The sequence below is a fragment of the Pseudomonas sp. M2 genome (assembly GCF_015751845.1).
Classification (GTDB): Bacteria; Pseudomonadota; Gammaproteobacteria; order Pseudomonadales; family Pseudomonadaceae; genus Aquipseudomonas; species Aquipseudomonas putida_E.
Genome location: NZ_JADOUD010000001.1, coordinates 381,873 through 400,947 on the forward strand (window position 1 = coordinate 381,873; position 19,075 = coordinate 400,947).

The 19,075-nt window shown below is 62.6% G+C and carries 20 protein-coding genes; 12 read left to right on the forward strand and 8 right to left on the reverse strand.

Going from position 1 to position 19,075, the window contains the following annotated elements; genetic code table 11:
- The first annotated feature begins 189 nt into the window (after positions 1 to 189).
- The 4 genes from IWW33_RS02020 to IWW33_RS02035 all read left to right on the forward strand — a co-directional run bounded on the left by IWW33_RS02020 (position 190) and on the right by IWW33_RS02035 (position 3,522).
- The gene (locus IWW33_RS02020; protein ID WP_039603377.1) at positions 190 to 930 is read left to right on the forward strand and encodes a response regulator; all 741 of its coding nucleotides are present in this window, start codon (positions 190 to 192) and stop codon (positions 928 to 930) included.
- Positions 927 to 2,213 (forward strand): HAMP domain-containing sensor histidine kinase, encoded by a 1,287-nt coding sequence (locus IWW33_RS02025; RefSeq protein WP_046787221.1) that lies wholly within the window; start codon positions 927 to 929, stop codon positions 2,211 to 2,213. The genes IWW33_RS02020 and IWW33_RS02025 overlap by 4 nt, the downstream gene beginning before the upstream one ends.
- A gap of 169 nt (positions 2,214 to 2,382) precedes the next feature.
- Positions 2,383 to 3,003, forward strand: a complete 621-nt coding sequence (locus tag IWW33_RS02030) for a ferric reductase-like transmembrane domain-containing protein (protein WP_174141656.1) — start codon at positions 2,383 to 2,385, stop codon at positions 3,001 to 3,003.
- A gap of 15 nt (positions 3,004 to 3,018) precedes the next feature.
- Positions 3,019 to 3,522, forward strand: coding sequence for a DoxX family protein (locus tag IWW33_RS02035; protein WP_174141655.1), 504 nt, complete (start codon positions 3,019 to 3,021; stop codon positions 3,520 to 3,522).
- A 73-nt stretch (positions 3,523 to 3,595) separates the two neighbouring features.
- Here IWW33_RS02035 and IWW33_RS02040 read toward each other — a convergent pair whose 3' ends face one another.
- The 3 genes from IWW33_RS02040 to IWW33_RS02050 form a co-directional block, all read right to left on the reverse strand.
- Positions 3,596 to 4,147, reverse strand: coding sequence for a DUF4174 domain-containing protein (locus IWW33_RS02040; RefSeq protein ID WP_115275285.1), 552 nt, complete (start codon positions 4,145 to 4,147; stop codon positions 3,596 to 3,598).
- A 245-nt stretch (positions 4,148 to 4,392) separates the two neighbouring features.
- On the reverse strand, positions 4,393 to 6,753 hold the full coding sequence (locus tag IWW33_RS02045) for a DNA polymerase II (protein ID WP_174141654.1): 2,361 nt from the start codon (positions 6,751 to 6,753) through the stop codon (positions 4,393 to 4,395).
- 73 nt (positions 6,754 to 6,826) lie between these two features.
- Positions 6,827 to 7,747, reverse strand: a complete 921-nt coding sequence (locus IWW33_RS02050) for a LysR substrate-binding domain-containing protein (protein ID WP_046787225.1) — start codon at positions 7,745 to 7,747, stop codon at positions 6,827 to 6,829.
- 159 nt (positions 7,748 to 7,906) lie between these two features.
- On the opposite strand from IWW33_RS02050, the gene IWW33_RS02055 reads away from it, so the two are divergent.
- The 8 genes from IWW33_RS02055 to IWW33_RS02090 all read left to right on the forward strand — a co-directional run bounded on the left by IWW33_RS02055 (position 7,907) and on the right by IWW33_RS02090 (position 13,514).
- Positions 7,907 to 8,689 carry a YqcI/YcgG family protein gene (locus IWW33_RS02055; RefSeq protein ID WP_046787226.1) on the forward strand — a complete coding sequence of 261 codons (783 nt, stop codon included), beginning with the start codon at positions 7,907 to 7,909 and terminating at the stop codon, positions 8,687 to 8,689.
- A 2-nt stretch (positions 8,690 to 8,691) separates the two neighbouring features.
- Complete coding sequence (locus IWW33_RS02060) at positions 8,692 to 9,318, forward strand: LysE family translocator (protein WP_174141653.1); 627 nt, start codon at positions 8,692 to 8,694, stop codon at positions 9,316 to 9,318.
- A gap of 42 nt (positions 9,319 to 9,360) precedes the next feature.
- The gene (locus IWW33_RS02065; RefSeq protein WP_174141652.1) at positions 9,361 to 10,455 is read left to right on the forward strand and encodes a hypothetical protein; all 1,095 of its coding nucleotides are present in this window, start codon (positions 9,361 to 9,363) and stop codon (positions 10,453 to 10,455) included.
- A gap of 156 nt (positions 10,456 to 10,611) precedes the next feature.
- On the forward strand, positions 10,612 to 11,307 hold the full coding sequence (locus IWW33_RS02070) for a sel1 repeat family protein (protein WP_161871550.1): 696 nt from the start codon (positions 10,612 to 10,614) through the stop codon (positions 11,305 to 11,307).
- Positions 11,308 to 11,403: 96 nt separating this feature from the next.
- Positions 11,404 to 12,105 (forward strand): AzlC family ABC transporter permease, encoded by a 702-nt coding sequence (locus IWW33_RS02075; RefSeq protein WP_046787357.1) that lies wholly within the window; start codon positions 11,404 to 11,406, stop codon positions 12,103 to 12,105.
- Positions 12,102 to 12,416, forward strand: coding sequence for an AzlD domain-containing protein (locus IWW33_RS02080; protein WP_012313792.1), 315 nt, complete (start codon positions 12,102 to 12,104; stop codon positions 12,414 to 12,416). Before IWW33_RS02075 ends, IWW33_RS02080 begins: the two co-directional genes overlap by 4 nt.
- Positions 12,413 to 13,246 carry an AraC family transcriptional regulator gene (locus IWW33_RS02085; protein ID WP_174141651.1) on the forward strand — a complete coding sequence of 278 codons (834 nt, stop codon included), beginning with the start codon at positions 12,413 to 12,415 and terminating at the stop codon, positions 13,244 to 13,246. The genes IWW33_RS02080 and IWW33_RS02085 overlap by 4 nt, the downstream gene beginning before the upstream one ends.
- A 40-nt stretch (positions 13,247 to 13,286) precedes the next feature.
- Positions 13,287 to 13,514: a hypothetical protein gene (locus IWW33_RS02090; protein ID WP_012313790.1), complete on the forward strand. Its 228-nt coding sequence runs from the start codon at positions 13,287 to 13,289 to the stop codon at positions 13,512 to 13,514.
- A gap of 33 nt (positions 13,515 to 13,547) precedes the next feature.
- Here the strand turns inward: IWW33_RS02090 and IWW33_RS02095 are convergent, their stop codons facing one another.
- The 5 genes from IWW33_RS02095 to IWW33_RS02115 all read right to left on the reverse strand — a co-directional run bounded on the left by IWW33_RS02095 (position 13,548) and on the right by IWW33_RS02115 (position 18,948).
- On the reverse strand, positions 13,548 to 14,036 hold the full coding sequence (locus IWW33_RS02095) for a copper chaperone PCu(A)C (protein ID WP_046787231.1): 489 nt from the start codon (positions 14,034 to 14,036) through the stop codon (positions 13,548 to 13,550).
- Complete coding sequence (locus IWW33_RS02100) at positions 14,036 to 14,644, reverse strand: SCO family protein (RefSeq protein ID WP_012313788.1); 609 nt, start codon at positions 14,642 to 14,644, stop codon at positions 14,036 to 14,038. The genes IWW33_RS02095 and IWW33_RS02100 overlap by 1 nt, the downstream gene beginning before the upstream one ends.
- 213 nt (positions 14,645 to 14,857) lie before the next feature.
- A complete protein-coding gene (gene nfuA / locus IWW33_RS02105; RefSeq protein ID WP_012313787.1) occupies positions 14,858 to 15,442 on the reverse strand; it encodes a Fe-S biogenesis protein NfuA in 585 nt (194 codons plus the stop codon).
- 58 nt (positions 15,443 to 15,500) lie between these two features.
- Complete coding sequence (locus IWW33_RS02110; protein ID WP_125923262.1) at positions 15,501 to 16,535, reverse strand: acyltransferase; 1,035 nt, start codon at positions 16,533 to 16,535, stop codon at positions 15,501 to 15,503.
- A 112-nt stretch (positions 16,536 to 16,647) separates the two neighbouring features.
- Positions 16,648 to 18,948 carry a fatty acid cis/trans isomerase gene (locus IWW33_RS02115; protein ID WP_174141650.1) on the reverse strand — a complete coding sequence of 767 codons (2,301 nt, stop codon included), beginning with the start codon at positions 18,946 to 18,948 and terminating at the stop codon, positions 16,648 to 16,650.
- Positions 18,949 to 19,075 lie beyond the last annotated feature (127 nt).

Below are 19,075 nucleotides of genomic sequence, written 5' to 3' on the forward strand. Positions count from 1 at the left end.
TGGGGAGTTGTGTTCCCCGGTGAGAGCCATTTCACGCTCGCCAGGTATCGGGCATGTGTCGCCTGACCCTGCGCCCTGCCTCCTGCTGTATCTGATGCGCCACCAGATACACTGCAATACAAACCTCTGCAGGCAAGCTCATACCTGCTCGGTACACTGCGCCCATTCCCCTTGCACAGGACCCCACCGATGGAACATGTCGATCACATCCTGATCGTCGACGACGACCGCGAAATCCGCGAACTGGTCGGCAATTACCTGAAGAAGAACGGCCTGCGCACCAGTATCGTCGCCGACGGCCGGCAGATGCGCGCCTTCCTCGAAGCCAACAGCGTCGACCTGATCGTCCTCGACATCATGATGCCGGGCGATGACGGCCTGCTGCTGTGCCGCGAACTGCGCGCCGGCAAGCACCGCAATACGCCTGTGCTGATGCTGACCGCGCGCAACGACGAGACCGACCGCATCATCGGCCTGGAGATGGGCGCCGATGACTACCTGACCAAGCCATTCTCAGCCCGTGAACTGCTGGCTCGCATCAATGCCGTGCTGCGCCGCACACGCATGCTGCCGCCCAACCTGACCATCAGCGAAAGCGGCCGCCTGATCCGTTTCGGCCAGTGGCGTCTGGATACCACCGCGCGCCACCTGCTCGACAGCGAAGGCACGCTGGTGGCCCTCAGTGGCGCCGAATACCGCCTGTTGCGCGTGTTCCTCGACCACCCACAACGGGTGCTCAGCCGCGAACAGTTGCTCAACCTGACCCAGGGCCGCGAGGCCGATATCTTCGATCGTTCCATTGACCTGCTGGTCAGCCGCCTGCGCCAGCGCTTGGGCGACGACGCGCGCGAGCCCAGCTGCATCAAGACGGTGCGCAGCGAAGGTTATGTGTTCTCGCTGCCAGTGCAACTGCTCGAGTCGCCATCATGAAGTGGCCGCGCACCCTCGCCTCGCGCCTGGCACTGATCTTCATCACCGGGCTGGTGCTGGCCTACGGGCTGTCGTTCAGCCTGCAGGCCTATGAGCGCTATATCAGCAGCCGCTCGATGATGCTCAGCAATCTGGAACAGGACGTCGCCACTTCGGTGGCCATCCTCGACCGCCTGCCCGCCGCTGAACGCCCGGCCTGGCTGCCCCGCCTGGAGCGGCGCACCTACCGCTATCGGCTTGACGCTGGCGTAACGGGTGCGGCGATGCCAAGCGACGACCCGCCCATGGCCGCCGACTCGATCGTCAAGGCCATCGGTAGCCAGTATCGCCTGACCTTCCAGGAGATACCTGGCCCGAACGCACACTTCCAGGCCCACCTGCGTCTGGCTGACGGCGCCCCGCTGACCATCGATGTCACCCCGGCCCCCGTGCCGATCGCCACTTGGCTGCCGCTGGTGCTGCTCATTCAGCTTGCCGTGCTGCTGTTCTGTACCTGGCTGGCCGTGCGCCTGGCCATCGGCCCGCTGACACGCCTGGTCAAGGCGCTTGACGACCTCGACCCGGACAAGCCCGGCATGTTGCTGGACGAAAGCGGCCCGCGCGAAGTGAAATTCGCCGCCGTCGCCTTCAACGCCTTGCAGGCGCGCATCGCTGCCTACCTCAAGGAACGCATGCAGTTGCTGGCAGCGATTTCCCATGACCTGCAAACCCCGATCACGCGTATGAAACTCCGGGTCGAGGTAATGGACGAGGGAGTCGAGAAGGACAAGTTGTGGCATGACCTGGATGCCATGGAGCACTTGGTCCGCGAAGGCGTAGCCTATGCCCGCAGCATGGATATCAACACCGAGCCGCCCTGCCGCATCAACCTCGACGCGTTCCTCGACAGCGTGGTGTTCGATTACCAGGACAGCGGCGCGCAGGTCGAGCGCCACGGCAGTACCGGCAGTTTGCTGGAAACGCGCCCGCATGCGCTGCGCAGGGTGTTGGTCAACCTGCTGGACAATGCCCTGAAGTTCGCCGGCAAGGCGCAACTGGAGGTCAGCCGTGAGCAGGGACGTATCGTGATCCGCGTGCTGGACGAAGGCCCTGGCATCCCCCAGCAAGAGCTCGGCGAAGTGCTCAAACCCTTCTATCGGGTGGAAAGCTCGCGCAACCGCAGTACCGGGGGCACCGGCCTGGGCCTGGCAATCGCCCACCAACTGATGCAGGCCATGGGCGGGCAATTGGTCCTCAGCAATCGCCAGGGCGGAGGCCTGTGCGCACAAATCGAGCTGAAGTGAAACGCTGCCGTCCTTGACGCGGTGCTGCGCGCCGCGCCTGCACGGGTGAAATTGGCCTACACCACCTGTCACTACATTCCGATACACAATACAGCCTGCGCCGACACACTGCAGATACGCCGTACCGCCACACTCCCGGTCACACTTTGACACACCGGGAGCCTCTTCGATGAGAGCCATCGCCCTTCCCTCCGGCTGGAAACTGTTCACCGTCCTGGCCGGCCTTACTCTGCTCATGACCGCCGTGGTCCTGGCCAGCCACCCGCTCGGTTCCGATGGCCTGCGCAGCGCTATCCGCGCTACCGCACGCAGTTCCTTCGCCCTGTTCCTGATGACGTTCCTGGCCTCGACGCTGGTGGCCTTGCTGCCCTGCCCAAGCAGCCGTCGCGTTTTGCGCGAGCGGCGCTTCCTGGGGCTGGCTTTTGCCTTTTCGCACACCGTGCACGGCCTGCTGATCTACCGCTACGCCCAGCACTTTCCCGAGTTGTTCTGGGCCGGCCGCACCGCTACCTCCAGCCTGCCAGGCAGCATCGGCTACCTGTTCCTGCTGTTGCTGGCCCTTACCTCCTTCAAGCCGAGCATGCGCCTGCTCGGCGGCCGTGCCTGGAAAGCCTTGCACAGCACCGGCATGTGGGTGTTGGCCGGCGTGTTCTGCCTGTCGTTCTACAACCGCATTCCCATGGGTGGCTGGTATCCGCTGGCCTTTGCCCTGATGTTCACCGCCATCGCCCTCAAGCTCACCGCCAAGCTGGCGCTGTACAAGCGTCGTAACGCCACGGCCCTTTCCTGAAGAAGAGAACAGACCATGACCACGCTGACTCGCACCCTGACTCCCCTCGACCGTCTCGCAGATTGGGGCGCTGATTTGCCATTGCGGATGTTTCTGGCCTGGGAGTTCTTCGAATCCGGCCTGGAGAAATTCAACGGCAGCAACTGGTTCGGCGATATACAGGGGAGCTTCCCACTGCCCTTCAGCCTGCTGCCAGCGGAGTTGAACTGGCAACTGTCGATGTGGGCTGAACTGGTCCTGCCGCTGCTACTGCTACTGGGCCTTGGCACACGGCTGGCGGCGGCGGGGCTGGCGGTGGTAACCGTCGTAGCGATCGCAGCGGTGCACTGGCCTGCGCACTGGTCGGACCTGGCAGAATTGGCGAAGGGTTACGCCATCACCGATCTAGGGTTCGGCAACTACAAGCTGCCCCTGATCTACCTGGTTGCACTGCTGCCATTGCTGCTCAAAGGTGCCGGGAAGCTAAGCATTGATCACTGGATCAAACGGCACATCACGGTCCAGGCCCGAACAGCATGAAATGCAAAGGGCCCGGAGCGTACAGCCCACGAGCCCTTTGCTGTCCTACCAGGGGTGATACGCGTAGCTGACGTCAGTCTTCCAGTGGCTTGGGCGGCGCTGCCGGCTTGGCCGGTTTGGCGGGCTTGCTGTCCTTGGCCTTGGGCTCTGCTGCCGCAGCGACAGGCTCCGGTGCCGTCACGGCCTTTTCGCTGGCCGGTAGCTCATCGACGGCTTTGATGATGGCCTGCGGGTCGATCTTTTCACCTGTTTCGTCATCCTTGAGCATGTGCCGCTCACCGTCTTTGCCGACCAGGATGACCTTGGTGCCCTTGCTGGCGCCAAGCTTGAGCTCACGTATCAGCGCCATGGTGGTCTGCTGCTCGAGGTTCTTGTCCTCCCGCTTGCCCATCATGTTGGCGACGCTGTAGATCACCAGGCCACGCTCCTTGAACGCAGCCTGGGTGGCAGGGTCTTTCAAGGCATCGTTCAACCCCCGCAAGGTCGGGTCGGCGGAACTGGGGGCAATGATCACCAATGGTCGTGCCTTGCCCAGTTCCTTGGCCAGCGGAGCGTCGCTGTCGGCGGCGAACAGAGGGCCAGTGACGGCGAGCAGGGTGGCGAGGGTCAGTGACCGGACGAGCATACGCATCTCCTTATTGTCTCGATAAAACAGTGACTACAGATCACGGAGAAAAATCCGACCCGGAGCCTAAACCACTTCGAACATCAGAGGGCCAGGGAAAAGTAACTGGCAGTTTCCAATGGTGACCGATACCAGGATGGCAGCCTTTTCGGAAACGGCCGATACCCAAACTCAGCATAGCCCAAAGCCACTAACGGCAACCTGCGCTCCCTCCCGCTCGCCTGAAGGGGCGCTTGAGCCGGCACTCAGAACAGCAACAGCTGACGGTCGGTCAACGCCGCAAAGTCATCACCGACAAAGGGCAGGATGGCATCGGCCACAGGCTGTAACTGGCGGCTGAGGTAGTGGTCGTAGTCGATCGGCGACTGCAGGTTTTCCATGGGTTCAGGGCCGGCTGTGGTGATCACGTAACTGATCCAGCCGCCATTCTGATATTGCCGGGCACGCCCCAGGCGGCTGTTGTACTCATCGGCCAGGCGTGCTGCGCGTACATGTGGCGGGACATTGCGCAGGTAGTCGGCCAACGGGCGGCGCAGGCGTTTGCGGTAGATCAGCAGCTCATCCAGCTCACCGGCCAGGGTCTGTTGGACGAACCCGCGTACATAGTCACGGTACGGCTCGCCCCGGAAGATTCGCCCATATAACGCCTGCTGGAACTGCCTGGCCAAGGGCGACCAATCCGTGCGCACCGACTCCAGGCCTTTGTACACCATGTCCTCGCCGCCGTCGGCGCGCTGAACCAGGCCGGCGTACCGCTTCTTGCTGCCCTCGTCGGCGCCGCGGATGGTCGGCATCAGAAACCGCCGATAATGGGTCTCGAACTGCAACTCCAGCGCGCTTTCCAGGCCCAAGGTTTCACGCAGGTGCTGCTGCCACCACAGGTTGACCTCGGCCACCAGCGCGCGGCCGGTGCGCGCCGCCGCCTCTTCACCCTGTGCACCCTTGAGCCAGACGAAGGTGGAATCGGTGTCGCCGTAGATAACGTCGTAACCTCGTGCCTCGATCAGCGCGCGGGTCTGGCGCATGATCTGGTGCCCGCGCATCGTGATCGAAGACGCCAGGCGTGGGTCGAAGAAGCGGCAACCGCTTGAGCCGAGCACCCCGTAAAACGCATTCATGATGATCTTGAGTGCCTGCGATAGCGGCGCGTTGCCTTCACGCTTGGCCTCCTCCCTGCCCTGCCAGACCCGTTCGACGATCGCGGGCAGGCAATGCCGGCTGCGCGAGAAACGCCCGCCGCGAAAGCCTTCGACGGAGTGCGTGTCATCCGGCTGGCGCAGGCCTTCAACCAGGCCTACCGGGTCGATCAGGAAAGTACGGATGATCGAGGGGTACAGGCTTTTGTAGTCGAGCACCAGCACCGAGTCATAGAGCCCCGGGCGCGAGTCCATGACAAAACCACCCGGGCTGGCTTCATCCGGGCGACTGCCCAGATTGGGCGCGACGAAGCCCAGCCGATGCATCTGCGGGATATACAGGTGACAGAACGCTGCCACCGAGCCACCGCTGCGGTCTACCGCCAGCCCGGTCACCGATGAGCGCTCCAGCAGAAACTCCAGCAGCCGGGTATGCGCAAAAATACGCGTCACCAGCTCGCAGTCCTTGAGGTTGTAACGCGCCAACGACGGCTTGTCCTCGGCGAACATGCGGTTGATCTCGTCCATGCGCTGGTAAGGCGTGTCGATCGCCTTGCCTTCCCCCAGCAATGCCTGAGCGACGTTTTCCAGGCTGAACGAAGGGAAGCTCCAAGTGGCCGAGCGCAGCGCTTCGATGCCGTCGATCAACAAGCGGCCGGGCGCATCGGCGAACACATGGCTACGGTTGGCGTGGGCGCGCACAGTCATGGGCGCACCGTTACGCCCCAGGTTCAACGGCACCTGAAGCAGCTTGGCGTGCTCATGCAACAGGCGCAGGTCAAATTGCACCAGGTTCCAGCCGATGATCGCATCCGGATCATGCCTGGCCATCCACTGGTTCAGGCAGTCGAGCAGTGCCGCCCGGTCGTTGCAGTAGTGCAGGTCGAAATCCACGGCGTCGGGCTGGCCATTGGCGGGCCCTAGCATGAACACCTGCCGCTGGCCGCAGCCTTCCAGCGCAATGCTGTACAACTCGCCGCGCTCGCTGGTCTCGATGTCCAGCGATACCAGGCGCAGCGGCGGGCGGTAGTGCGCCAAGGGTTTGAGCTGAGCCTCGCAGATGACACCCTGGGCATCAGGCTGGCCGGTAAACTGCACGGCGGCGGTGATGAAGCGCTCCATCAGGTAGCGTTCGGGGGGGCGGATATCAGCTTCGAACACCTCGACGCCGGCACCGCGCAAGCGCTGTTCCAGTTGCATGAGTTGCCGGTGCTGACGGCAATACACGCCCAGCACCGGACGATGTTGGAAATCCTGCAGGCGCAGGGGCCTGATTTCGACACCGGCCTCGCCCGCCAGCAACAGCCGCGCATGCTCGACCTGCGCCTGCAGGATGAACGCCACCGACTCCTGCGGGGCCAGGCGCAACAGCCGCGGCCCCTGGTCGGTGGCCAGCCAGAACTCCACGCAGGTGCCTTGGGGCGTGTCATGCCAATGCCGGGTCAGGACAAAGCCCTGCTGCAACTCCACTGCGTTGTCCTCGGTGCGACGGATAGGTCGGATGCGACGATTCTACCCTTGCGCGGGGGGCCTGTGCGGGCAATCAGCCATACAGGTAGTTGATGTCCTTGTAGGCCAATGGCGGCACCTGCCCCAGCAGAAAATCGCGCAGCTTGTGCATCTGCCGCGCCTTGGGGCTGGACTTGAGCCAGGTCATGTAATACCCGTCTCCGGTCGCCACTGCATGCTTGAACGGGGTGACCAGGCGCCCTGCGGTCAGGTCGGCACTGGCCAGCACCAGGTCGACCACGGAAATCCCCAAGCCCTGCTGGGCCGCAGAAATGCCCTGGTCGAGGGTGTCGAACACCTGGCCCTGATCGATGCTGATGTCCAGGGCATCCATGCGCGCCAGCCAGCGCCGCCAGTCGCGCCGATCCGACGAAGGATGCAGCAGTTCACACTGGCGCAGGTCACCCAGTGCCGGCTGCTCATGCGCCATGTAGTCCGGGTGGCACACCGGAATCAGCCATTCGTCGAACAGCTTGAAACTCTCGATGTCGGCGGCAAACCGGCCGTTGGACAAGAGGAAGGCGCAATCGTAGGGCTCGGAGTAAAAGTCCACCGTGTCGATGTCCATCCAGACGCTCGACAATTGCACGCTGCAGCTGTCATCGACTTTCTTGAAGGCATCCAGCGCCCGCAACAACCAGCGAACTGTCAGCGTCGAGGGCGCCTTCAAGCGCAGGCCGTAGCGGTCCTGGCGCAACAGTGCACAGGCGTTTTCGATGATCTTGAAGCCGACCTTGAGCTCCTGGGCCAGCAGGCGCCCATGTTCGGTGAGGCTCAACTTGGGCCCACGTCGCTCGAACAGGTCGCAGCCGAACAGGCCCTCGAGGGTCTTGATGTGGTGGCTGACGGCGCCTTGGGTCAGTGCCAGCTCTTCGGCCGCGCGGGTGAACGACCCGTAACGTGAGGCGACTTCGAAGGCACGCAGAGCGTGCAACGCCTGGATCCGTTCCGACATGATTCCCCCGAAGCATGAGTGAGACTAATAGTAGGTCATAGTACCACGCGTTTTACAACGTAAGGTACGCCTCAGAAAATGCAGGTAAACAACCAAGATAAGCCAATAACCTGCCTGCATGTGTCTTGAACTTTCTGCTAATTCACGCCTGGGGAAATCATGTTTACGGGTTATGGAAACTGCTATCGCCTGGATGCGCTAGAGCTGGCCGCTGAACATGTCCGGAACACGCATCACTGGACGCACAAAACCATACAGCATTTTCGCAACATCCTCGCAAACCCTGACTTTCCGTGCCTGTTCGGGCGCAAGGCGGTGGCCGGTGAATCCTGCCACATCCTTTTCGCCCGCGCCGAACAGCTCGCCGATGACATCGCACAAGGCCTGGCCGAATACGTGCGCACCATAGCACCGGTGCCGGTCAAGCAACGCATTGGCAGCCCGCTGGTGGTGTTCCTCGAAACGGCCGCCGACAGCAGCCTGGCCGAACAGCAGGCGCTGGCCTGGAAGGTGCTGCGCGGCGTCCATGCCCGTGACCCGCACCCGTGGCCGCAAGCGATCCCGGCCGACCCGCACGACAGTGGCTGGTCGTTCTGCTACGCCGGCATGGCGCTGTTCATCAACATGAACTTTCCCGGCCACCATCAAATGAAAAGTCGCAACCTGGGCAATCACATCACCTTCGTCATAAACCCGCGGGAAAACTTCGACGAAGTGGCCAATGCCGGCACCGAAAGCGGCAAGCGCATCCGAGCCCGCATCCGTGAACGCGTGCAGCACTACAACGACGGCGTGATGCCCGACAGCCTGGGCTTCTTCGGCCAGGCTGACAACTTCGAATGGAAGCAATACCAACTGCAGGAAGCAGGCTCGCTCAACCCGTCGCGCTGCCCCTTTCATGCCCACGTCCACGCAACAACCGACACCCAGATCGAGAACTGACCGTGAATACCGCCCTGACCGCTACCTACGCCCTGACCGTACTGCTGCTGATCGCCACACCAGGCCCGGTGGTGGCATTGATCGTCAACACCGCCGCGGCCTCTGGCTCACGCAAGGCCATGTTCACCGCCGTGGGCACCAACTGGGCTTCCCTGGTGCTGATCGGCGCCGCGGCCTGGGTCATCCTCACCAGTGCAGCCATCGACAAGGCCTGGCTCAGCGGCATGAGCCTGCTCGGCTGCCTGTTCATCGGCTACATCGCCGTAGGTACCTTGCGCGAATGCCTGCAGGCGCCTGCCTGCGAGACGCTGACGCAAACGCCCAAAGCGGGGCGTGGCGGATTGTGGCAAGGCTTCATGGTCGGTATTTCCAACCCCAAGGACATCATCTTCTTCATCGCCTTCTTCCCACAGTTCATCCAGATCACCGAATCGTTCGGCAAAAGCATGATGGTGCTGTCCCTGTTGTGGGTAGCCATCGACTTCGCCGTGCTCAGCCTTTACATCTTTGCCATCGGCAAGATCGCCTCGCAGCGTAGCAACCGGATGATTTCGCTGGCCTCGGGGGTTGCCCTGTTGCTGATCGCCGTCGGCGGCCTGGCCTACAACATCAAAGAGCTGGCGGGCTGACGCCTCGGTGCGAGACGCCACGCCGGACAACAAGGAGCGCCCATGAGCCCGCCCAATACCGCAACATTCGGCCCGGGCCTCCCTGCGCCGCTGTCGCTCGACTACCAGCGCTTCCTGCAACTGGGCAGCCGCCGTGCCCCGCACACCCTGCACGTGCACGAAAGCGGCTACCGTTCCGGCACCATCAACACCGATGCGCTCGGTTTGCGCTACAGCCATTGCGCCGGCAAGCGATTCTCGGCCGCCGAGTATGGCGGCACCGGCCGTGTCAACTTGCTCGTCGGCGGTTCGACCGCATTGGGCATCGGTGCCAGTTCCGATGAGAATACGGTGGCGTCACACCTGTCGATGCTCACCGGGGAAGTGTGGTTGAGCCTGGCTGGCTGTGGGCTCAATGCGAGTCAGGAACTGCTGCTGTTTCTCACCCATCAGCACCGTTTTGGCGAAGTCGGCCACGTGGTGGTGCTCAGCGGGATCAATACCTTGGCCCACGAGGGCCTGGGTGAGGTGCTGGGCGGCCCACACGCTGCACTGCACGCCAAGGCCTATCAGCAATACCTCAACAGTTTCAACGAAGGCATGCTGCCTACCGGCCCGGCACGCCAGGACTCGCTGTGGCAACGCCTCGGCCAGGCCCTTGCCCCGCGCCGGCCCACGCCGGTGCCCGCCTGGCCCTTGTCCGCCCCGCAGAAGCGCCTGGCGCATGCTGCCGACAGCATTGGCCGCACCTTGCGCCAGTGGGAACGCATGCTTGCCGACAGCCACGCCACCCTTACCTTCATTCTTCAACCGCTGCTGCCATGGTGCCGTGAAACGCTGCCTGCCGGAGAGCGAGCCATGCTGTCGGCATTGGAACAGCAACCGACCAACTTCGACCGACTGCTTGAAGGCGCCTTCGACAGTCAACTGCACATGGCCTTCTTCAGGCGCATCAAGAGCCAGGCAGATCCGGTGCCGTGTTACGACATGAACAGCATGCTCAGCAGCTCCCCTGTATTCGGGGCCGAGCTGTTCATTGATCGCTTGCACCTGAACGATTTGGGCAACAATGCGCTGGCCAAGGTGATCACCGCCAAACTGGGCCTGGCCCAGGAAAAACATGCTCAACGCAAGGTCACACCGATCAAGCTCGTCTGACAAATGTGCGTTGCCCTTTCGGTCGGGGCTTCCGGTTGGCTAGAATAGGCCGTCGTTCCGATACGCCAGAGGCGAACGTGTACTTGTCATGAACACCCGAGCCGTCTACCAGTACCTTTCCACTTATCCGGGCTGTGGTGCCAGTGAGGCCTGCCTGTGAGTGGTTTCGCCCGCGTGCCCGCACTACTCATCTCGCTGATGCCGTTTGCCGCACAAGCGCTCGACGTGCGTATCGACCCGCATGCCGACCTGCTTTATCGCCAAGCCCTGCCATTGCTGGAGCAGGCCGATAACCAGGACGATAACGCCAACACGCTGCGCACTGCCATTGGCGGCGATCCGGAACTCAAACGCCAGGGCCAGGCCATGGCCCGTACGCTTCCAACTGCGGTAGCCCTGCTTGAAAAGTCAGTGGAACTCGGCCATCCCGTGGCCCAATACCGCCTGGCGCTGTACTACACGACCTACCTGCCAGCGGCGCAAATCCCTGATGCTGCATGCCCCTTGCTCGAGGCCAGCCTACAACAGGGCTTTGCCCCACCCGCGACGGCGATCGCCACCTGGTGCCCACCGTATAACGCCAGCCCCCGTTACCGCCAAGCGCTCGAAGCGATCCCGGGCATGGCCACGCTGTATGCGCCCTACTACCCGCAACCGGCCACTCGGCTGGCTTGCAGCCGCAGCCAGCCACAAGGGCTGGAAATGCAGTGGGGGCGTCAACGCGACTATCAGGCCGAGGTGTATCGGTTGCTGGGCGACCTCGATCCGCAGCACCGCCGGGACTTGCTGCAAAAGGCGGTGGAAATCAATGGTTGCGCAGCAGCACAACGGCGGTTGACCAGCCAGCGTTGAACGTTGTTCTGGCAGTGGCAAACCAGCAAGATCGTTCAAGCCACCTGCCCCGCCCTCTGGCATGCTGCGCTGCCGAACAACAGTGTTGCAGCCATCATGCAAAGCAGTCCGCCTATTGCCCGCCAAGCTTTTCTGCACGGCGCCATCGCCATTGTTCCGTTATCGCTGGCCGTTGCCCCTTGGGGCCTGCTTGCTGGCTCGATGGCCATCGAGGCCAACCTCAGTGCCTGGGAGGGTCAGGGCTTGTCGGCGATCGTGTTCGCTGGCGCCGCGCAACTGGTAGCCATCGGCATGCTCAAGGGCGGCGCCAACCTGCTGTCGATTTTGCTGACCACACTGCTGCTCACCTCGCAGCATCTGCTTTACGGCTTGTCGATGCGCCCGGTGCTGTCGAACCAGCCGCTGCGCTGGCGCCTGGGCCTGGGTTTCCTGTTGACCGATGAGTTCTTCGCGTTGACCAGCCACTATGACCAACAGCAATTCAACCGCTGGTACGCGCTAGGTGTCGGCCTGACCTTCTACGTGGCCTGGAACCTGTTCACCCTGGCCGGGATCGTGCTGGGCCAGAACATCCCGCATCTGGACCAGCTGGGTCTGGATTTTTCCATTGTCGCCACCTTTGTCGCCCTGATCGCCCCACTGGTGCGCAACCTCGCCACGGTAGTGTGCGTGGCGGTGTCGCTGTTCTGTTCAGTGCTTTTCAGCTACTGGCACTGGGAAACCGCGTTGGTAGCCGCTGGCCTGCTGGGCATGGCTGCCGGATTTGTCTGCCAGAAATTTTCCGGAGGCCGCGCATGACCTGGCTACTGATCTTTGCCATGGGCGCCGTAGTGTTCCTCAATCGCTACGCTTTCCTGGAACCGCGCCTACCGCTGCGCCTGAGCTCCAATGCCCGGCAGTTTCTGGGTTTTGCCGTGCCGGGCATGCTCACCGCCATTTGCGGGCCTATCGTCTTCCTGCCCGGCCACCAGCTGGACCTGAGCCCGCTCAACCCCTACCTGCTGGGGGCTGTAGTGGCCATCGTTCTGGTGTTGTTGACCCGCAGTGTATTGCTGAGCATGCTGGTGAGCATGTTTATCTTCTTCCTGCTGCGCAGCTGGCTGACATGAGCACGCCCCTGCGCGAACAAACCCACCTTTGGCAGGCGCCCGCGCTGGGCGATGTCGAGATGCTGCATGCGCGCTACATTCAGCAACGCTTCGCCCCACATGTTCACGAGGGTTACGTGTTCACCGTGATCGAGTCGGGTGCCCAGCGCTTCTGGCACCGCGGCAGCGAGCACCTGGCGCCCGTGGGCAGCATGGTGCTGATCAACCCTGACGAACTGCATACCGGCGCCACAGCCCATGAGGCTGGCTGGCGCTACCGCGGGTTTTATCCGGAGCATGAACGGGTGACCGGCGTGCTCGACGAGCTGGAACTGGGCCGCCACGGCATGCCCTGCTTCAAGGACAGCGTGATCCAGGACCCGGCCCTGGCCATGGCCTTCAGCAAGCTGCATCAGCTGTCCGAAGCCAGCGCCAGTGCCCTGCAGCAACAGACCGCCTGGCGCCAGGCGGTTCTGGCCCTGGTACAACGACACGGGCAATGCGCTGAACCCGCTCCCCCTGGCCACGAACCACTGGCCGTAGCCCGCGCCCGCGAGCTGCTGGAGAGCCAACTGGCAGAACCGCCATCGCTCGAAGCACTGGCGGGCGCGGTTAATCTATCGCCGTTCCATTTCGCCCGGGTGTTCCGCCAGGCCACCGGCCTGCCACCGCATGCCTGGCTGAAGCAACGGCGCCTGGCCCGTGCCCGGGAAATGCTCAAGAGCGGCGTGGCTGCGACCCACGTGGCTTTCAACCTGGGCTTCGCTGACCAGAGCCACTTAAGCCGGCAATTCAAACAGGCCTATGGCGTGACGCCAGGGGCCTATCGCACCGCCTGCCTGCAAAGGTAACTGCTGCTACACTGACATGGCTGAATTGGAGGATCCTGCCATGTCCGAAAGAGAGCTCACCACCCTCATATCGTTGATGAACCAGCGCCAGGCCTGCCTGAGCAGTGCCTGCAAAGAGATCGCCGACTGGATCGACCGGCAGGGTGACGTGCCCGCCGCTGGCAAGATCCGCGCAAGCCTCAAGGCCCTGGAGGCCGACGAAGCCCAGGTCCGCAAGACCTTGACCTCGCTGACCCTGGAAAGGCCGCTGCCGCGTTTTCGCAGCTGAATGAAGTGGGGCCGCTTAGCGGCCCCGGGTCAATCAGTGCTTCATGTGCATGTGGTCGTGCCCACCGCCCATCTCGGCGTTGAGCGCCCGTACCTCTGCCTGCACTTCCAAGGTTTCCTTGCCACCCTTGGCATCTTCCACGGTCAGGGTCAGCGGGACTTTGTCACCCTCCTTCACCTGCTGGGTCAAGCCCATCAACATCACGTGATAGCCATTGGGGTCCAGGCTTACCGGCTTGCCGGCTGGCAGCTGCACGGCCTCGACCTGTTTCATGCCCATCACATCACCGTTCATGGTCATCTCATGCACTTGCACAGTCTTGGCCACAGGCGATGCCACCCCTATCAGCTTGCTGTCGCTGCTGGCAGTCAGGGTCATGAACGCACCGGTGGACTGCTGGTGCGGTACGCTGGCACGTACCCAGGCATCACTGACGGTGGTCTGGGCCAAAGCCGGCAGCGCCAGGCCCAGCAGGGCAATAGCGGCCAGGCCGCGCTTGAACGGGTGCAGTGAAACAGCCATTAGCAGATCTCCATCAGGGTGACCAGGTCCTCGGCGCATTCCTTGGCGTTCAGGGAATGGCCCAGGCTCAGGCGCAGGGTGCCACGCGTGTCGTAGACGTAGCTGGTGGACGAATGTGAGATGGTGTAGGTATCACCGGCCGGGACCTTCTCGTAGAACACCTTGAACTCCTTGGCCACCTCGGCGATTTCCTCCGGGGTGCCAGTCAGGGCCATGAACGAGGGGTCGAAGGCCTTGACGTAGGCGTCGAGCACTTCGGGGGTGTCGCGCTCAGGGTCCAGGGTGATGAACACCACCTGGAACAGATCGCGGTCGCGGCCCCGGAGCTGCTTGCGGATTTGCGCCGCTCGCGCCAGGGTGGTCGGGCAGACTGCCGGGCACTGGGTGAACCCGAAGAAGATCATCGGCATGCTGCCGTAGAAGCTCGACAGGGTGACGTCGTTGCCCTTGGTATCCTTGAGACGGAACTTGCGCCCCAGGATTTCGTTGCTCATGTTCTTGCCGTACTTGAACTCGAGCCCTCGGGCCGGGTTGCAGCCTGCCAGCAGGCCGAGCCCGAGAACGCCCATCCCGGCGACGACTGCGCGCCGGGTCAACAGATCATTCATGGAACCATCCTTTAAAGGGAAGGTGCCGACCCTCGGGACGGGCCGGCCGAAAAACCGGGGCATTCTGGCATGACGCCCCAAGCGCTTCTACCCGACCAAGGCGGTGGTGGCCTGCAGCCCTTTAAACATGGGCTGCGGCCTGTTGTCGCAGGGGTTGAATCCGTAACAGTTTGTTGCTAGGCGCTTGTGGCCAGCCGTTCGCCGAACTACCGATCAGTAGTACGCGTTTTCTTTCTGGGTGTGGTCAGTCACATCCCGCACGCCCTTGAGCTCTGGAATACGTTCGAGCAGGGTCCGCTCGATGCCGTCCTTCAGGGTCACGTCGGCCTGACCGCAGCCTTGGCAACCACCACCGAACTGCAACACGGCAATGCCGTCGTCGACCACATCCACCAGGCTGACCTGGCCACCGTGGCTGGCCAGACCCGGGTTGATCTCGGTCTGCAGGTAGTAGTTGATACGCTCGTTGATCGGGCTGTCTTCGTTGACCATCGGTACTTTGGCGTTCGGCGCCTTGATGGTCAGCTGGCCGCCCATGCGGTCGGTGGCGTAGTCGACCAGCGCGTCTTCCAGAAACGGCACGCTGACGGCATCCAGGTAAGCAGTGAAGCTCTTCAGACCCACGGCGGTGTCGTCAGGTTTTTCTTCGCCCGGCTTGCAGTAGGCAATGCAGGTTTCGGCGTACTGGGTGCCCGGCTGGGTGATGAAAACGCGGATGCCGATGCCAGGCGTGTTCTGCTTGGAAAGCAGATCGGCCAGGTAATCATGGGCGGCGTCGGTAATGGTTATAGCGCTCATGGAAGTTCCTCACAGACTTGCGGCCAAGTGTACGCCAAGCTGGCCTTCGAACAAAGTCCTAGCATTTGACTCGGGAAAGAGCAAACGCCGGCGTTTGCTCCCGCGGTGCCGCCAGCCACGCCTGCATCCGCTGGTACAGGCCCCGTTCCAGCCACTGGTAGCTGAACCACGACATTAGTCCAATGGACGGCACGCACAGCGCAAAGACCAGGTAGGGGTTCAAGTGCAGGCGCTGGCTGGCGAACCAGCCCGCATACAGCACCAGCACGTGGATCAGGTACACCGAGTACGAGCAGTCCCCCAATGCCTTGAGCAGCCGGTTGCCCTGGAAGTACGGCTCAAGCGCTACAAATGCCAGCACTATCAGTGCACCGGGAAGGCCCCAATGCAAGAGCCGTTGGGACGCGTCCAAGTGGTAGATCGCGTAGCCCGCCACGCCCAGCACCGCCAGCGGCAACCACAACCCCTCGCGCACCAGGCCGCGGCGGTACAGCACACCGATGCCGATACCGAGCAGAAATTCGTAGATGATGCCGTTGTTGTAGAAGCGGCTGAGCACGCCAAGGCGGCCCAGCACTTCGCTGACCAGCAGCAGTGCAGCGGTCACCAGCAGCAACTGGTGGCGCTGCCGGACAAGGAATGCCAGGCCAAACAAAAGGTAGAAGAACATCTCGAAGTTCAGCGTCCAGCCAACGTTCAAGGTCGGGTACAGGCCGTAGCCACCGGGGTTCTCTGCCGGAATGAACAGCATCGAGAGCAGCAGGTGATGCCAGGTGAATGCCTGGTGTGGCATCCATTGGCTGAAGGCCAGCAGCAGTAGCGCCATCAACAGGGTGTAGAACCAGTAGGCAGGGACGATGCGCAACGCGCGGTTGAGCAGGAACCGACGCGGCTCAACGGGCTTGTCTCGGGTCGAAAGGTAGATTACCAGCCCGCTGATGACGAAGAAGATGTCGACGCCCACGGCGCCGCGGTCAGTGAGCAGTTGGCCGATGGGGCCAGTGGCATGGAAGTCGAAAAAGATCTGCATGAAATGGTGGCAGACCACCACCCAGGCGGCGAACGCCCGCAGTGCCTGAAGCGAATACAGCATGGATCACCCTGCGATTGCCTTGGTGCATTGAGGCCACAGTGGGGCTGCCTGGCAGCCCCGGACCACCCAACCTTTCCGACCGCAGGTGTGCCGGAAAGGTCAGCGCAACCGATCAGAGGTTCTCGTAGCGGTTCATGTCCAGCACCCCGGACTCCAACGGCTGGGTTTCCTTGATATAGGTGCTCAGGTCGTGGAAGTAACGCCAGAACTGCGGGTGGCTGCGGCGCACGCCCCAGCGCATGACGATACGTTCAAACCTGGCGGCATCGTCGCGCGCGTATTCCATGTCTTCGACGAACTCCGGCACATCCGCCGCCGGGATGTTGAAGATGAAGTTCGGGTAACTGCTGAGCACCCCGGGGTACAAGGTCAGGGTATCGAGCCCCGGCTGGTAGCGCGCGGCCTCGCCCAGCAGGAACGCGACATTGCTGTGTGCACGGTTGCGCAGCAGGCTGTAGACCTGACGCTGGCCGCCTTGCCCTTCGATGCGCAGCAGGGTGGCTTCAGGCAACTGGTTGATCACCTTAAGGCCTGCGGCCGGGCGTGATACGAGACGGCTGAGCGACTGCTCGACGTTACGGAATTCTTCATTCATCTGCGGCCGCGAGCAGTAAGCACCCTGGCAGCGGTTGATCGGGTCGGGCGCAGCGTTCAGGCTGCCGGTGCGCTGCAGCAGCTTGAGGCCGAAGTCGCGCTTGGGGTCGCGTGGGTCGAGCCTGATGCCGCTCGGCGTGTCAGTGTCGATGTCTTCATAGTCGAGCCACATCTTCACTTTGCCGCTGTTCTGGTACCAGTCGCTGAGAATTGCACCACGCTGGTCCGCTGGCATCAGGCGCAGGAAGTTGACCTCGGCACCATTGCGGATCAGGTCGAAGTACAGCCGCGTCTGCAACTGGTGCGAGACATTGCCGAATACATCGAAGTTGACCGCCAGCTGGTAATAGGTGCGTTCGAATAGCGGGTAGTCGAACAGCCACACCGTCAGCGGTACATCGCCGACCAGGCCCTTGGTCACCGAAGCGCTGTCGAAGTGGCGGAAGATGCTGAGCAGCGCATTGTCGTTGCCGGCCCACAGGGTCGACCAGCCCGGCGCCGGCATTTCGGCGTAGGCGTCGCGACGCAGTTTTTCATACTCGTTGCGCTTGTCACGGTAGGCATGCCAGAGGTTGAGCACACTGCCCACGTCATCGATCTGGCCCGGCATGGCGAGCAACGGTGTGGCCTGGCCACGGTACGCCGCATCGGTGACGTAGCGGTCGTGCGCCGGTTCCTGGAACAGCGCCCAGAAGTTATCGCGGATCACATCGGTAGCGATCTGCCCACGGCACACCGGTCCACGGATGAAGGTGCGGACGAAGTACTCGGCGTTGTCCAGCATGAACTGGTAGCGCGCCACCGCCGGGATCGCCTCGAAGGTCTCGAACGGGTTGGCCCGGTGGCGCGGCCCATACCCCGGCAGCGCGCTGGCGTGCCAGTCACCGGCATAGAACAGCTGCTTCACGCGCTTGAGCTTTTGCGGCCCCATCGGGTAGGTGATGTGGGTTTTATGCACGATCACACCCTGCACCGGAATCAACCGGTAATAAAAGTCGGTACCCGGCGGGTCGTTGGGGCGGCGCGTGGCAATCAGGTCGACCGGCTGGCCGCTGGGCGTGCGCGAGCGCACCCACTGGAAGAAGTGGCCCTGCTCGCCGCCGACGAAATGGATGTGCGCCAGGAACAGGTGCTCGTACAGCCAGCGCCCGACCAAGGCCTCGGTAGAGCCCGGTCGATTGAGCAGTTCTTCCCAGTCGGCAATCTGTTTGGCCTCGGCCGCGCTGGGTTGAATGGGCTCATACTCGACCGGCGCACCTGCAGCCAGCCAACCCTGCAGGGTCTGGTATTCCTTATCGGTCAGGCCAGTGACCGCCAGCGGCATACCCTCTTTGGGGTGGGCGCCGGCATAGGCATCGAACTCATGGGGCAACGGGCACATGTTGTTGCGCGCGAGCCCCAGGACGATATCGTCGGGCAGCTTGGCGTTGGGGGTAAGCGGCGCCTTGTGCCCCAGCTCCAGCATGCGTGCCATCAATGCGGCCTGGCTGCCCTGGCCGTCTAGCACGGAATAGAAGCCCTTCTTGCGCCACTGCTCTTCGCTGTGCGCATCGTAGAACAGCCGCGTGGTCGGGACTGCCTTGCTCCTTTCACCTTGGTACACCGGTACCTTGGTTGCACCACGCACTGCGCCTTCGGGGCTCTCCAGCTTCAGCTGGCAGGCGGCGTCGTTGCAGGCATGGCAGGCCACGCACTTCTCGGTGAAAATCGGTTGAATGTCCCGGGTGTAGGAAATTACCGCGCTCGATTGGGGGGCTTGTGCGAGCGCGACGCTGCTGAGCAGCAGCGCGAAAGCGCCGACAAGAAAACGATGCACCATGTGCCGAAAGTCCTGGGTTCTAGAAAAGCCATCACGTTTGCCTGGTCGACCATGGGTGCTTCACGGCGCAACATGAACGAAATTCATGCGAATGGCCAATGCGCCTAAAAACCGCGCAGCTTTGTTA